This window comes from Hufsiella ginkgonis (assembly GCF_009834915.1).
Taxonomy (GTDB): domain Bacteria; phylum Bacteroidota; class Bacteroidia; order Sphingobacteriales; family Sphingobacteriaceae; genus Hufsiella; species Hufsiella ginkgonis.
This window is the reverse complement of the sequence record NZ_WVHS01000004.1, coordinates 287157-300571: the sequence shown is the minus strand read 5'-3', so window position 1 is coordinate 300571 and position 13415 is coordinate 287157. Positions and strand designations below refer to the sequence as shown.

The 13415-nt window shown below is 50.6% G+C and carries 15 protein-coding genes; 6 read left to right on the top strand and 9 right to left on the bottom strand.

The genetic code is table 11. From position 1 onward, the window contains the following. Positions 1-16 precede the first annotated feature (16 nt). Complete coding sequence (locus tag GS398_RS17555; protein WP_160908115.1) at positions 17-1405, bottom strand: TolC family protein; 1389 nt, start codon at positions 1403-1405, stop codon at positions 17-19. A gap of 67 nt (positions 1406-1472) precedes the next feature. On the opposite strand from GS398_RS17555, the gene GS398_RS17550 reads away from it, so the two are divergent. After that, a complete protein-coding gene (locus GS398_RS17550) occupies positions 1473-2108 on the top strand; it encodes a polysaccharide deacetylase family protein (protein WP_160908114.1) in 636 nt (211 codons plus the stop codon). Here GS398_RS17550 and GS398_RS17545 read toward each other — a convergent pair. Next, positions 2103-3476, bottom strand: coding sequence for an exonuclease domain-containing protein (locus GS398_RS17545; RefSeq protein WP_160908113.1), 1374 nt, complete (start codon positions 3474-3476; stop codon positions 2103-2105). The two genes, GS398_RS17550 and GS398_RS17545, sit on opposite strands and share 6 nt — an antisense overlap. 44 nt (positions 3477-3520) lie before the next feature. On the opposite strand from GS398_RS17545, the gene GS398_RS17540 reads away from it, so the two are divergent. Next, entirely contained in the window at positions 3521-4498 is a 978-nt protein-coding gene (locus GS398_RS17540; RefSeq protein WP_202406119.1) for a PLP-dependent cysteine synthase family protein, read from the top strand. Between the two features lie 7 nt (positions 4499-4505). Here the strand turns inward: GS398_RS17540 and mgtE are convergent, their stop codons facing one another. Continuing rightward, positions 4506-5876, bottom strand: coding sequence for a magnesium transporter (gene mgtE, locus GS398_RS17535; protein ID WP_160908112.1), 1371 nt, complete (start codon positions 5874-5876; stop codon positions 4506-4508). A 174-nt stretch (positions 5877-6050) separates the two neighbouring features. Here mgtE and GS398_RS17530 point away from each other — a divergent pair, with 174 nt between their 5' ends. The 4 genes from GS398_RS17530 to GS398_RS17515 all read left to right on the top strand — a co-directional run bounded on the left by GS398_RS17530 (position 6051) and on the right by GS398_RS17515 (position 9290). After that, a complete protein-coding gene (locus GS398_RS17530; RefSeq protein WP_160908111.1) occupies positions 6051-7175 on the top strand; it encodes a glycosyltransferase family 4 protein in 1125 nt (374 codons plus the stop codon). 17 nt (positions 7176-7192) lie between these two features. Then, positions 7193-8053 (top strand): glycosyltransferase family 2 protein, encoded by an 861-nt coding sequence (locus GS398_RS17525; RefSeq protein ID WP_160908110.1) that lies wholly within the window; start codon positions 7193-7195, stop codon positions 8051-8053. A gap of 27 nt (positions 8054-8080) precedes the next feature. Next, positions 8081-8491, top strand: coding sequence for an OsmC family protein (locus tag GS398_RS17520; RefSeq protein ID WP_202406118.1), 411 nt, complete (start codon positions 8081-8083; stop codon positions 8489-8491). A 418-nt stretch (positions 8492-8909) separates the two neighbouring features. Then, a complete protein-coding gene (locus GS398_RS17515; RefSeq protein ID WP_160908109.1) occupies positions 8910-9290 on the top strand; it encodes a response regulator in 381 nt (126 codons plus the stop codon). Between the two features lie 2 nt (positions 9291-9292). On the opposite strand, the gene GS398_RS17510 is transcribed toward GS398_RS17515, so the two are convergent. The 6 genes from GS398_RS17510 to GS398_RS17485 are packed head-to-tail and all read right to left on the bottom strand — an operon-like array spanning position 9293 to position 13397. After that, entirely contained in the window at positions 9293-9778 is a 486-nt protein-coding gene (locus GS398_RS17510; RefSeq protein ID WP_202406117.1) for a hypothetical protein, read from the bottom strand. After that, positions 9775-10233 carry an SRPBCC family protein gene (locus tag GS398_RS17505; protein WP_160908108.1) on the bottom strand — a complete coding sequence of 153 codons (459 nt, stop codon included), beginning with the start codon at positions 10231-10233 and terminating at the stop codon, positions 9775-9777. The genes GS398_RS17510 and GS398_RS17505 overlap by 4 nt, the downstream gene beginning before the upstream one ends. 10 nt (positions 10234-10243) lie before the next feature. Beyond that, positions 10244-11158 carry an MBOAT family protein gene (locus GS398_RS22885; protein ID WP_160908107.1) on the bottom strand — a complete coding sequence of 305 codons (915 nt, stop codon included), beginning with the start codon at positions 11156-11158 and terminating at the stop codon, positions 10244-10246. Between the two features lie 25 nt (positions 11159-11183). Continuing rightward, positions 11184-11615 (bottom strand): hypothetical protein, encoded by a 432-nt coding sequence (locus GS398_RS17495; RefSeq protein ID WP_160908106.1) that lies wholly within the window; start codon positions 11613-11615, stop codon positions 11184-11186. Between the two features lie 29 nt (positions 11616-11644). Further along, positions 11645-12574: a TIGR01777 family oxidoreductase gene (locus GS398_RS17490; RefSeq protein WP_160908105.1), complete on the bottom strand. Its 930-nt coding sequence runs from the start codon at positions 12572-12574 to the stop codon at positions 11645-11647. Positions 12575-12584: 10 nt separating this feature from the next. Beyond that, complete coding sequence (locus tag GS398_RS17485; RefSeq protein WP_160908104.1) at positions 12585-13397, bottom strand: DCC1-like thiol-disulfide oxidoreductase family protein; 813 nt, start codon at positions 13395-13397, stop codon at positions 12585-12587. Between the last annotated feature and the right edge of the window lie 18 nt (positions 13398-13415).

Below are 13415 nucleotides of genomic sequence, written 5' to 3'. Positions count from 1 at the left end.
TTGAAACTTTAATTGATTAAAAGGTTAGAGGATTTCCCAGGTAGTAATCGATCACTTTGTTACGGAATATCAGGTTATACTTCGCCTGGATCAGGTTAAACTGCGCGGTATTTAAATTGATCTGTGCCTGGTTAAAGTCCAGGGAATTTACCAGTCCTACCGTGTACCGCTGCTGGGTTGCATTGAACGCGTCTTGCGAAGAGCTGAAGGCGCTCTGCGACGAATAATAGCTTTTTTCCGCCGCGCGGAGATCGAGCACGGCCTGGTTAATGGTTTTATTCAGGTTGTTTTTCTGTAACTGTTCGGCGATCACCGCGTTTTGAAGATTGATCTTCGCCCTGCGAACACCGATCCGTGCGCTGGATCCGTTAAAAATCGGGATGGCTAACGACAGGCCGATTGACTGGCTGAAGTTATCCTGGTACTGATTGATGAAAGGATAATCCTCTAATGTATTGGTAACTGGGTTGAGGCGGCGCCGGCTGTCGGAATAGCCGGAGCTTAAATTGCCGCCAAGGGTTAAACGCGGCAGGTAGCTTCCGCGGGCTATTTCCACCGATTTTTCGGCAACCAGCCTGTTGTAGCCGGCTAACTTAATGTCGGGATAAATTTCCGCAGAGCGGATGAACAATTGCACGGGGTCCAGATTCGTGTTTATGGCGCCTACCTCTACCGCCGGTAATACTACCTGGAAGCGTTGAGCCGGGTCGCGCTCCATCAGCTGTGCCAGGTTGAGGTAAGAAATATCCAGCTGGTTTTGTGCGTTGATCACATTCAGGTCGGCGGTGGCCACCTGTGATTTTGCCTGCGAGAGGTCGGCGGTCGTATTGTTACCTACATCGAATAATTTCTGTACCCGGTCCATCTGCTGGTTAGAGTAACCAAGCTGTTGTTGTGCGGCCGTTAATAAGTCGGTGTTGACCAGTACCTGGAGATAAGTACTCACCACCAGCAGCAGCAGGTCGTTCTTGATCTTATTGGTATAGCTCTTGTCGGCCTCCAGCTGGTACTTATTCTGGGCGATCTGGTTTAATTTCTGGAACCCCTGGAACAATGTAACGTTCGACGAAACCGAGCTGTTTAAGTTGGTGATCTGCGTATTGGCGAATTGCCGGGTAGTAGGGTCTTCGCTGCGTCCGAAGCTGAAGTTGAGGTTGTTGGAGGCGTTCAGCGTGGGGTAAAGTGCCAGCTTAGAGAGCTTAAGCGATTCTTCGGTCAGCGCTTCGCCCAGTGCGGCCTGTTTGATCTGCAGGTTGTTCTTCAGGGTGTATTCCACGGCCTGCTGCAGTGTGATCTTTTCCTGCGCCTTTATTTCGGTTTGGCTCAATAAGGCGCAAACTGCGGTAACTGCTGTCAATCGCTTTGCGAAACTACCGGCCTTGACCAGGGTAAAAATAGAATCCATAGTTTTATTTAACTCCTCTAAAATAAGCCTATACGGGCTATCTTCGTAATAAATTTATATTTACCCCATGTACCTGGTAAAAACCCCGTTTCTTTTGCGCTGGTGGTATCCTGCCTTTTTATGGCGCCGGAGCAGAAAGGAAAAAGTCATTTATCTCACCTTTGACGATGGCCCTATACCAGTTGTTACACCTTTTGTACTAAAAACTTTGCGGCTATTTAACGCGAAAGCCACTTTTTTCTGCATAGGCGACAATATCCAAAAACATCCGGAGGTTTTTGCAGCATTAAAACGAGACGGGCATCACGTAGGCAACCATACGTATAATCACCTGAAAGGATGGGATACCGAAGACACGGTTTATGTAAACAATGCGATGCGATGCGATACACTGGTTTCTTCCAGCCTGTTCAGGCCGCCGTATGGCCGGATCCGCAAATCACAAAGCAGGAAACTGGCAGCCAGTTACAGCGACCGTCACGCAGGGCGAAAGCTGGAGATCGTAATGTGGGATGTTTTGAGCGGCGATTTCGACGTAAACCTGCTCCCGTCTGCGTGCCTTCAAAATGTTCTTAAGCATACCGAAAACGGGTCGATTGTTGTTTTTCACGATAGTTTAAAAGCGTTCGACCGCCTGGAATATACGCTTCCCCGGGCGCTCGAGGTATGGTCGGAAAAAGGATATACTTTTGGCGTGCTATAACGCGAAAGAAACTTTTCGCTCAGGGAAGCGGCTGGCATAATGCTGTACCAGGTTGCGGATATAGTCGTTCCCCGGATAGGGGGTAAGCACGTTTTTTAGGGCGGAGATCTCGCGGGGATATTCGTCCGCAGGAACGTAGCCCATCCCGTAAAATTTGCCTTCTTCCACCAAAATGCAGCTTTGCTCGGCCATGGAGCGTCCCTGGTCTACGATGGCGAATGTTGGACTGGCTGATTTTAACCATTCCATGGCTGTCTTTACCCGAAGATTATAATCGCCCGGTAGTTCCTCCAGCTGGCAGGCGCCTTTACAGGATCCTGAATCTATCCCTGTGCAAACCTGGTTGTTTTTCTGGATAAAGCACAGTTTGGGGCAAAGATTAAAGTCCGCTACCAGGCTTCGTAACAGGTTATGGCCGTCGGGCAGGTTGCGGAAGGTATAAACGGGTTTAGTATACTTTTGCCGTTTCCCGATGGCGATGCGGAAGTAACCCCGTTGGTCCTCGAATACGAAGAACCCCCAGGTATGCTCAAGCGTTTTCTGGGCCCGGTTAAACTTCGGCCAAAGCCGTTTGATCTCCACGGCTTCCAGGATAAAGGCCATTAGCTCGGTACCGCAATCCTGGTAGGTAACGGAATGGATGTTTCGCAGGAAATCCTGCTTTTGCCTGCCCGCGCTGTTGTTGGCAAAATGGCTGCACACCCGTTTCTTCAGGCTCTTGGCTTTGCCTACATAGATCACTTTCCCTTTACTGTCGTGAAAATAGTATACGCCCGGGGTGAGCGGCAATCCAGCCACTTGTTCTTTTGGTAAATGGGGCGGGAGCGACTGTTCTTTGGACCCCTGGCTGAGAAAGGAACGGATATGTCCATCGCGGTCATTGTTCAGCATCATCGCAAACAGGACGGCTGTCGCTTCGGCATCGCCGGCGGCGCGGTGACGATCGGTGATCGCGATCCCCATTTGCCTGGTGAATTTCCCCAGGCTGTAGGAAGGAAGACCGGGCCAGATCTTCCGGCCCAGGCGGACCGTACAAAGCTTCCTGCAGTTCAGCTGGTACCCGGCGGCGGCCAGGTGGTGTTTAATGAATGAGTAGTCGAAATTTACGTTGTGCGCCACAAAGATCTTATCGCGCAGCAGCTCAAATAATTCCCGCGCAATCCCCGGGAACGACGGCGCGGAGCGTACCATCTCGTTGGTAATGCCGGTGAGCGCACGAATGTACACCGGGATGTCCATATGCGGGTTTACCAATGTCTGGTATCGGTGTACCACCTGTATGCCGTCATGTATCACCACCGCAACTTCAGTAATGCCGTTTGCGCTGGCATGGCCTCCCGTGGTCTCAATATCTACAATGGCGTACATCAGGAACAAACATACTGAAGACTAACAATTTTAGCAAGCATTTAATGGAAGTTATTACTATTTTCGCACGTCAATCGCGCATACATATGACCAGCCGCCACCCCATCCTCGATGCTATCGGTAATACGCCCATGGTGAAACTGCAGCGTATCGTTCCGGGGCATTGCGCCGATATTTACGTAAAGCTCGAGTACTTCAATCCGACAGGCTCTTACAAAGACCGCATGGCGGTGGCGATGATAGACGGCGCGGAAGCATCGGGTAAACTAAAGCCGGGGATGACGGTGGTGGAAGCTACGGCGGGTAATACGGGTACCTCGCTCGCCTTTGTTTGTTCCGTAAAAGGATATGCTTTCCGCGTGGTGTCGTCCGATGCGTTTTCGAAAGAGAAACTTCAGTCCATGAAGCTGTTTGGCGCCGAACTCGAGCTCATTCCTGCGGAAAACGGTAAGATCACTCCCGACCTGGTCCCGGCCATGATCAGGCGTGTAAAGAAAATGAGCTCCAGCCCCGAAATTTATTGGACCGCCCAGTTTGAAAACAAGGATATGCTCAAGGGTTATCGTAAAATGGGGCACGAAATCCTGCTCCAGGTAGGAAAGCCGATCTCCGTATTCTGCGCCGCCGCCGGAACGTCAGGTATGCTTACCGGCGTGTCGCAGGTACTGCGGGAAATGAACGGAGACACGCGCATCATCCTGCTCGAGCCCGCATCGGCGCCGCTGGTTTCCTCGGGCATCAAAGGGTCGCACACGGTGGATGGGATCAGTGTTGGGTTTATGCCGCCCATACTTAAACCCGCCGATCTGGATGACGTCCGCACGATCGAAGAAGCGGAAGCACGTAACATGGCGCGCCTGCTGGCGGCCAAAGAAGGGATCTTCGGCGGTACTTCTACCGGGCTTAACGTAGCGGCCGCCATCAAGATCGGGATGGAGCTCGGGCCGGGTCATAACGTGGTTACCGTAGCCTGCGATTCGGGGATGAAATACCTGGCAAGCGGGTTGTTCGACATTTCGTAGCAGCTAATTACAATAAGATCCCTTTCATCAGCATTACCGCGATAGAGAAATAGATGATCAGGCCCGTTACATCCACCAACGTCGCTACAAAAGGTGCGGAAGAAGTGGCGGGATCTGCGCCCAGTTTTTTAAGGAGCAGCGGAAGCATCGACCCGGTTAACGAGCCCCAAAGCACCACACCGGTTAGTGCAATGGAAACGGTTAAGCCCACCAGGTGCCAGTGCGGGCCATAGATCGGGGTGAAAAAAGTCCATAAATAGATCCTGAAAAACCCGATGACGCCTAGTGTGATACCCAGTAACGTGCCCGAAATCAGCTCCCGCCGCATCACCTTCCACCAGTCGGCCAGCGTTACCTCGCCCAGCGCCATGGCCTGGATGATCAGCGTAGACGCCTGCGAACCGCTGTTCCCGCCACTGGAAATGATCAGGGGAACAAATAAGGCTAATACAACGGCTTTCGCGATCTGGCCCTCGAAAAATCCCATCGCAGTAGCCGTTAACATCTCGCCCAGGAACAGTACGATGAGCCAGCCCACCCTTTTCTTTACGAGTTTCGGGATCGAAATGTCCAGGTAAGGTTCATTTAAGGCGGACGTACCACCGATCTTCTGGATGTCTTCGGAGAATTCTTCGTGAGCGATCCAGAGAATGTCGTCTACCGTAACAATGCCCAGCAAAATGTTCTCCTCATCGACCACCGGCAAAGCTACGCGGTTATTCATCCTGAACACGGCGATTGCTTCCTCCTGCGGGTCGTTCGCATGCAGCGCGATGAGGCGCTGGTCCATCAGCTCGCTTATTTTAGTTTCGGGTTTTACCAACAGGATTTCGCGGATCCTGATATCGTCAAGCAAAACACCATTTTCGTCGATGATGTAAATTACGTCGATCGTTTCAGAATTTTTGCCGTGGCGGCGGATATGGCTCAGTACCCGCGTCACATCCCAGTTCTTGTTTACTGCAATATAATCGGGGGTCATCAGCCTGCCTACGCTGTCTTCTTTATACCCGAGCAGGGAAAGTGTTTCTTTCCGGTCTTCCGGGGAAAGCAGGATAATGAGTTTTTTAACCACATCCCCATGCAGCTGGCTGAAAAGGGCGGTGCGGTCATCCGGGGGAAGGTGGTTGATCACTGCTGCGATCCGCTCACCGGATAACTTTTTCAGGATCCGCTGCTGCGCGGAGAAATCAAGGATCCTGAATACATTGGTGGCGCGGTTGACGGAAAGCGTTTCGATGATCCTCGGGCCGTGCTCAGGCATCTCGTCTACCACCTGCGCTACCCCGGAAATGTTCTGTTCGTCGAGGAACTTTTTAAGTTTACGCTCATTACCCTCTTCAAGTAATAAACGGGTTTGCTCGAGTAAGTCTTCCATGGGTGTGGCTATTACGGGCAAAAGTCGGTTTTTTTGATTTAATATTTGAACCCGGCTACAGGAATGAGCCGCCTTTCTTTTATGACGATCTTTTAAGTGCTTAAGTTAAAATAATCTTTAATAATATTTTTATAATTAATATAATTGTATTAAAAAGAAATATAATTATAACATATGTCTGGTGTTCAAAAGATATTGTTCCTCACCCTGAGAACTTTTAGTGTGACCGGCGGAATTGAGAAAATGTGCCGTTCGATGGCGAAAGCGTTATACGACCTTGAAGTTGATGGTAAGATCAGGATGCGGATGTATTCTGCGTACGACAGGTCTTCACAACTGGATCTGCGATACTTACCACCTTCGCATTTTACGGCATTTGCGGGGCGGAGGGGCTTATTCGCCTGGCGATCCTTTCTTGCCGGACTGGACAGCGATATGATCATCCTGAGTCATATCCACCTGCTGCCGGTGATTCGCCTGGTACATATTTTTTCTTCACAAAAGAGGGTCGCTGTTTTCGCGCATGGCACCGAGGTCTGGAGGGCGGGTAAAGCATGGGAGAAAGCGATGTTAAGAAGCAGGCGGCTCAAGATCTGGTCGGTCAGCCACTTTACCGCGCAGGAGGTACGTGCCCGGCAGCAGGCAGATGAACGCGATATTTTCGTGCTTAACAATTGCCTCGATCCTTTTTTCGTCCCGCCTGACGATTTCAAAAAACCGCCTGCCTTGTTAAGGAAGTATGGGTTAACCCCCGGTCAGCCGGTGCTGATGACGCTCGCCCGCCTGGTATCGCCCGACGAGCAGAAAGGTTATGACCAGGTACTGGAGTGCCTGCCGTCGCTTAAGGCGAAGTTTCCGGGTATTTGTTATCTCCTGGCCGGACAAACCGCCGGGTCGGAGCGCCTGCGGCTTGAAACGCTGATCAACAACCGCGGACTTGCCGGTGACGTGCGCTTTACGGGCTTCATTCCGGACAACCTGTTGCCGGATATTTATCAACTGGCCGACATATTTGTGATGCCCAGTCGCCGGGAAGGTTTCGGTATCGTATTTATCGAGGCGGCAGCCTGTGGCGCCTGCATCATCGGGGGTAACCAGGACGGGAGCGCCGATGCGTTATTAAACGGAAAACTCGGGAAAATGGTCGACCCGGACGATATTGGGGGAATGACCACGGCGATCGAAACCATGTTAATGAGCCCTGACCCGGCACTCCGCAGGCAGGTGCAGTCGCTGTGCCTCCAAAGCTTCGGCTTCGAGGGTTACCGTAAGCAGGTACAGTTGCTGCTGGGTGTTTGAAAATTTAAGACAGGCTGATGGAGGCGCACTTCTCATTCATTATTCTTACTTATAACGAAGAATGTCATTTACCTGGTTTGTTCAACGCTATCTCCGGATTAAATGCACCCGTATATGTATTGGATACCGGCAGTACAGACCGAACGCTCGATCTTTGTGAACAATTCGGGGCGATCACCGCAGTACATCCTTTCTATAATCATCCGGTACAATGGCAGGTCGCGCTGGATCTTTTCCCGGTAAATACCCCGTGGATCATAGGCCTGGACGCTGATCAACGACCCGATAAGGAGCTCTTCGACTCGCTCAGAGCCTTTCGGGATGAGGACTATCCGGCCATAAACGGCATCTATTTTCGCAGAAGATACTTTTTTAAGGGGAAATGGATCAGGTTCGGCGGTTGCTACCCGATGTACCAGTTAAAAATGTTCCGGCGTGGTGCCGGCTATTCAGATCTGAATGAAAATACCGATCACCGATTTGTTGTGCACGGAAGATCGGTTAATTGGAAAAATGGCTTCCTCGTAGAAGATAACCAGAAAGACCGGGTGATCTCTTTCTGGATTCAGAAGCACAATCGGTATAGCGATCTTTTTGCGCAGGAAGAGATCGAACGCAGGGAGCTTATCCGTGTACAGGTGATCAAGCCAGGTTTGTATGGAACGCCCGATCAGCGGCGGGCGCTGCTTAAACTGTTGTGGTGGAAGCTTCCGCGGTATATCAGGCCCGGTCTTTACTTCATTTTCAGGCTGATTTTCCAGCTGGGAATTCTCGACGGGCGGACGGGGATTCTCTATCATTTTTTACAGGCGTTCTGGTTTCGCCTGTTGGTGGATATTAAGATCGGGGAGATGGACCGGGAGCAAAAACATTTGTAAATTGCCACCTCATTTAAACTCATCAATATGATCAGAAATGCGACAGCCGTATGGCATGGTTCCGGTAAAGAAGGAAACGGAACGTTAACTACACAGAGCACCGTGCTCAACGAAACTCAATATTCATTTAATACGAGGTTTGCTGAGGGCGTAGGAACAAATCCCGAGGAGTTGGTCGCCGCCGCTCACTCCGGGTGCTTTACTATGAAACTAAGCTTTGTACTGAACGAGAAAGGCTTCACCGCCGACAGCCTGACCACTAGGTGCCTGATCACTTTTGAAAACGGCTCGATCACCAAATCTTACCTGGTGGTTGAAGGTTCTGTACCTGGCATCAGCGATGAACAGTTCCAGGAAGCAGTAAAAGATGCGGAAGCTAATTGCCCGATCTCGAAATTGTTGAACACCGCCATCTCGTCTGAGGCGAAACTGGTTTAATAGATTAAAGCCGGAAGCATAAACCTTAGTTTCGCAAAGATGCTTTATGCTTTCGGCTTTATACTTCCGGCTTCCCAATAGCTTGTCTATCTTTCCAACAATTCCGTCGCTGTGTAAGGTTTAGAGATAAACTCGTTCATGCCGATGTTACCGCATCCGACGATTCTAACTTATTTTCCATGATCATGGTCACGGAATGCAGGATGCCGCGCAGGTTAAACGGCTATTGTTCGAGCGCGATCTTAGGAAACTTTATTTCACCAAATATCCTTCAGCTTTCGCCGCAACGAGGAAAGCATCAGTTAATTTGTTATTCCCGCTTGTGCAACGGAGAGCGTATATCTAAAAATATTAAAATTTAGCTAAGACTGAAATAAAAGTGATTTTAGATAACTTGCAGTTACCTTCCGCAATTAACATGGAAAAAATCAAAAAAATTATGATTGCCGATGATGACCCGGGCATTGTAGATGCAGTGAGCATGATGCTGGAATTTGAAGGGTACGATGTTGCCTCAACCATGAACGGATCATTGCTGCTGGGAATGACAAGTGACCTCCCAGACCTCTTATTGCTCGATATCTGGATGTCGGGCGAGGACGGAAGAGACATCTGCAAACAGTTAAAGGATAACCGGGTTACCCGCGGGATCCCGGTGATCCTCGTCTCTGCAAGTACGGACCTCCGGAAATCTGCCGAAGAAGCGGGTGCAAATGATTTCCTGGAGAAACCATTCGAAATGAATGATCTGCTGGGGAAAATCGATCGTCTCCTTAACGGTAAAATGACAGCAGGCTAATTTTAGCCTCTTAACGTTTCCAGCCTTTTGATTTTCCTGTACGTGATATACAACGGAATAATTCCAAAAACTCCAAAAGAGCAATCTACCAGCCGCCAGAAAAATGGAATATGGCGCACGGGCCCTGCGATAAACGCCAGCGGCAACACCAACACGCAGGCAATCATCCCGAATTGTACTACCCAGATATTCCGAACCGGGTCTTTTAACGGGCCGATGAAGGAAACTGCGAGCACCAGGTGCGCAAAAGCGAGCCAGTCGGTGCCGTAACTAAGATAAGGATACTGGTTATTGGTAGCTTTTACCGCAGTATATGCGGCATTTACCCAGTCCTGCGCGGTTTTTGGTAACCAGCCCGCGTTTTCGGTAAGGAATTTCAGCTCTGTTTCAATCGGGAATGCGGTAATGCCGCTAAAGGTAAGTCCCGTGATAAATAGAAGCAGCCAGTTCCTGGTGCTTTTCTCCAGTTTATTTGTTAAGGTGTTCACGTGTGGGTGGTTTCGGCCTTTTGTTTAATTACAGTGTTTCTTATTTCAAGCAGGCGCATGATATAGTTTTCGAGGAAGAGTTTATCGGCAAGACGGCCGAGCATCCCCCCGGGCGACCGGTACACCAGTTCATCCCTCATAAGGGTAAAGCCCTCTTTCCTGGTAAAAGTATGGGTATGCCTGAACGCTTTGAACGGGCCGCGAAGCATTTCGTCAGCGAAGAATACCGGCGGACGCATTTCAGTGATGTGTACCGTCATTTTTAAGATCATTCCGAAGTGGCGGGCCTTCCAGCTTACGGTTTCGCCCAGCTCGATCAACCCGCTTGTAACGCCGGCTGTAGCTTTTTCTGCTGTATGCGCCATGGATGCCTGGTGCAGGCCGATATCACGGGAAAGGTCGAAACATGCTGAAACGGGAGCATGGATCTTTGTTTCTAAATGGATGATGGGCATGATTGATTGATTAAGTTGCCGGAAAGGTTAAGCCTGCAAGCGGCCAGATGATTTCCCTGGTAAATAAAGGAGGAAAAAGCAAGGGAAGCGGGAGGACTACGCAGCAGGCAGTCCATATGCTGCCGGTTATTTTTATGCCTGCTTTTTCGCCGGTGACGATAAGACCCTGGATAAAGAAATAGACAAGCGGCAACCCATACCCTGACCGTACCGGGAGCGTGATGGCTAGTTCATGGAGGATCCCTGAGAATAAGAAACCTGCAATAACGGCGATGCGCGTGCCTGCCCGCTTCTTTACCGGGCGGTAAACACCGATCGTGATCATTTCGCTAAACGCCACATTCCAGCGTTTGCTCCAGAATTCGCCTACCGTTAACGACCTGGCCGGTGAATTGAACAGGTACCAGGTGTTTACGCCCCTTAATCTCCATACGCCGGCGCTGATACTTAAGATCCCGAAATGAAGAACCAGGCTATAGCTGATCATCAGTAACGCGGTAACGATTACCGGGAATCGCAGCACGATGGGCATACAGGCAACCAACACACGAATAGCCAATAACAATGCCGCTCCGGCGAACAGGCGACCGAACCCTTTTTGGAGCATCGTTCTCGCACCACGCAGCGGTCCATCCGGTGTGACTTTAAAGATCTCCGTCCGCATACCAACCCACCCTATTGAAAATGACAGCCATTGTTTCCAATTGAGACGTTTGCTGCCCGGCCGGTCGGCGGAGGCAACTACTATTTTCATACCACAAAGCAGGACGATAATGCCGCTAAACATCCGGGAAAGCGGCGCTTCCGCGATAGTGATATACCAGCATGTACCGCAGGCCGCAATGGTGAGAAACCAGGCAAGCCATATAAGTCTTTCACGCTGAAGCCAGTACCCAGTCACCACCATGGCGGAGGCTAAAAGCACCAATAACGTCATGTTAAGCAAAGCCTTATACCTGTTTAAAGTTGAAATAGGTGATCCTGCCGTAAACCAGCGTAAGTAATACAAAGGCGGCTACCAGTAATGCTTCCCCGGCCACGTACAAATTCCCCTTGGGAAAGCTATCTCTGCTGAAATACAGGAACTGGATCAATACCCTCGACAACCAATACGCTGTGATAAACCCGGTCAGCGAAGTAGCCAGCAATGAGCCGTTCAGCAGTTCACCTGTTGCCACGACCGACACGGCCCCGAACCCGGCGTTAATGCAAAGGATGTACCCCGCATAAGTCCAGAAAAGTCGCCTGGTCAGAATCGAGATCCTGGCGAGCTCTGTGTTCCACCGCAATACGCGCGGGATTAACAGGCTTCCCGCTGCAATGGCGAGTTGTAAATAGCCGGCGAGCGTTAGCAGGACGTTATCTTGCGGGATGCTTATCATGTTTGTTCTGGTTGAGCAGGTGTTCTTTTTTACAGGGCATGGGTTAAAATATTCAGCACGGCCTCATCAGCTTCCGTATAACTGAACTTGTAGCCGGAATCTAGCAGTCTTCGCGGTTCAACCAGGCGGCTTTTTAAGATAAGTTCGGTCTCGGTGCCGAGAAACAACGCGCCGATCTCCAGCAGCCACCCGGGAGCAGGGAGCCCGAAGCTTGCACCGTAGATATCGCGGATCACTTTCATCATTTCCGCATTACGGATGGCCCGTGGAGCCGTGCAGTTAATCGCACCGTCAAGCTCCTTGTGTTGCAATACCCACTCGGTGACTCTCGCAGCATCGCGTTCGTGGATCCAGGATATATATTGCTTTCCGTTGCCCTGCCGGCCGCCGAGACCGAACTTCGCAAGGTTTAGCCAGTAGGGAAAGGCACCATGACGGCGGCCGAGCACGATCCCCATGCGGAGCGCGACCTTTCTCGTTCCGGGGGTTTTTGTATCAAAAAACGTTTGTTCCCACCGTTTACACACTTCAACTGAAAAGCCGTGACCAATCTCGCCGGTATACTCATCCTGGGGACGGTCTTCGGCATGCCGGTAGATCGTGGCAGAAGTGATATTGATCCAGAGTTTCGGCGGATTTGTCATTTTACCTATCTCTTCACCCAATAACCTGGTAGGTAAAAGCCGGGAGGCGAAGATCTCTTCCTTGTTTTTCCCGGTGTACCGGCAGTTCACATTTTTCCCGCATAGGTTAACGAGCAAGTCGGCGTTCTCCAGGCATGCAGCCCAGGTCCCGGTGGATTTTCCGTCCCAAAGCAGCGTTTTTACGTTCAGTTGGTCTGAAGCAGGCTTGCGGCTCAGGACGATCACTTCTTCCGCCAGGCTGCAGTAGTACCCGGCAAGTATGCCACCGAGGTATCCGTTCCCGCCGGCAAGCACTATTTTCTGGTAAGGTTTCATGATAATTGAATTAAGTGATGATGAAAAGTAAGGCGAGCCGGTACACGATCCAGCTGACCGTCATCAGCCATCCGAGCTCAAGGATCTTCATTCGCCGGATATGCTCGAGAAACATCAGGAATGCCACCCCCATAAAACCGACGGCGAAATAAAGAGGGGAGGCGCCTGCCAATTTGCCGCACCACATCACCGGCAGCAGGAGCAAAGCGCCGGCAAGTGAGATCGTCATCATGTTGCCTAGATAAGTCCATCGCTTTTCGTTTGCATAAAAACCGGCGACGATTCCCTGGAACAGGATCTGCCCGCCACATACAAAGTACTCGCGATACCAGGGGCCGGGAACTAAAATTCCCTTCAAATGCAGGGTATAACGGGAAAGAATATACGCCGTTACCAGCCAGGTAACGAACAGGTAGAACAGCCGATAATGTAATTTGAATGATGGTTGTACCATGTATTTCGCTTCGCCCGTGGGCGGAACGATCACCCGCCTGTTGAAGGAGATAAAAGCATATATCTTGCTCATTACCCAAACGAACGGTCCGAAGTGAAATAGAGCGCCGAGCACAGGCATGGCATTGGCCAATACCTTAAACAAGCTCCTGATGCCATAGGTTACTTCGCCCGTTTCGGTGTTTACCAGCGCAATTTCGTTTACCGCGCGCTGCATATCCACCGTTGCATATATCCCGGCCGAAATCTCCTGGTAGGAGGCACGTCCGTTTTTGTCCAATAACCCCGCTTGAGCGAGTCCCCTGGTATAAAGACTGCACATCGGGCACTCGGCATCATAGAGGATCGTATGGTTTTTAAGCGTTTTCACGATGGGGTTTTTAATTAT

What these genes read in the sequence shown, in the direction of transcription:
- GS398_RS17490 (WP_160908105.1), bottom strand. Translation starts at nt 12,574, where the DNA reads ATGAAACCTTACCAGAAAATAGTGCTTGCCGGCGGGAACGGATACCTC.
- GS398_RS17525 (WP_160908110.1), top strand. Translation starts at nt 7,193, where the DNA reads ATGGAGGCGCACTTCTCATTCATTATTCTTACTTATAACGAAGAATGT.
- GS398_RS17550 (WP_160908114.1), top strand. Translation starts at nt 1,473, where the DNA reads ATGTACCTGGTAAAAACCCCGTTTCTTTTGCGCTGGTGGTATCCTGCC.
- GS398_RS17515 (WP_160908109.1), top strand. Translation starts at nt 8,910, where the DNA reads ATGGAAAAAATCAAAAAAATTATGATTGCCGATGATGACCCGGGCATT.
- GS398_RS17520 (WP_202406118.1), top strand. Translation starts at nt 8,081, where the DNA reads ATGATCAGAAATGCGACAGCCGTATGGCATGGTTCCGGTAAAGAAGGA.
- GS398_RS17530 (WP_160908111.1), top strand. Translation starts at nt 6,051, where the DNA reads ATGTCTGGTGTTCAAAAGATATTGTTCCTCACCCTGAGAACTTTTAGT.
- GS398_RS17540 (WP_202406119.1), top strand. Translation starts at nt 3,521, where the DNA reads ATGGAAGTTATTACTATTTTCGCACGTCAATCGCGCATACATATGACC.
- GS398_RS17495 (WP_160908106.1), bottom strand. Translation starts at nt 11,615, where the DNA reads ATGATAAGCATCCCGCAAGATAACGTCCTGCTAACGCTCGCCGGCTAT.
- GS398_RS17505 (WP_160908108.1), bottom strand. Translation starts at nt 10,233, where the DNA reads ATGCCCATCATCCATTTAGAAACAAAGATCCATGCTCCCGTTTCAGCA.
- GS398_RS17545 (WP_160908113.1), bottom strand. Translation starts at nt 3,476, where the DNA reads ATGTACGCCATTGTAGATATTGAGACCACGGGAGGCCATGCCAGCGCA.
- mgtE (WP_160908112.1), bottom strand. Translation starts at nt 5,876, where the DNA reads ATGGAAGACTTACTCGAGCAAACCCGTTTATTACTTGAAGAGGGTAAT.
- GS398_RS17555 (WP_160908115.1), bottom strand. Translation starts at nt 1,405, where the DNA reads ATGGATTCTATTTTTACCCTGGTCAAGGCCGGTAGTTTCGCAAAGCGA.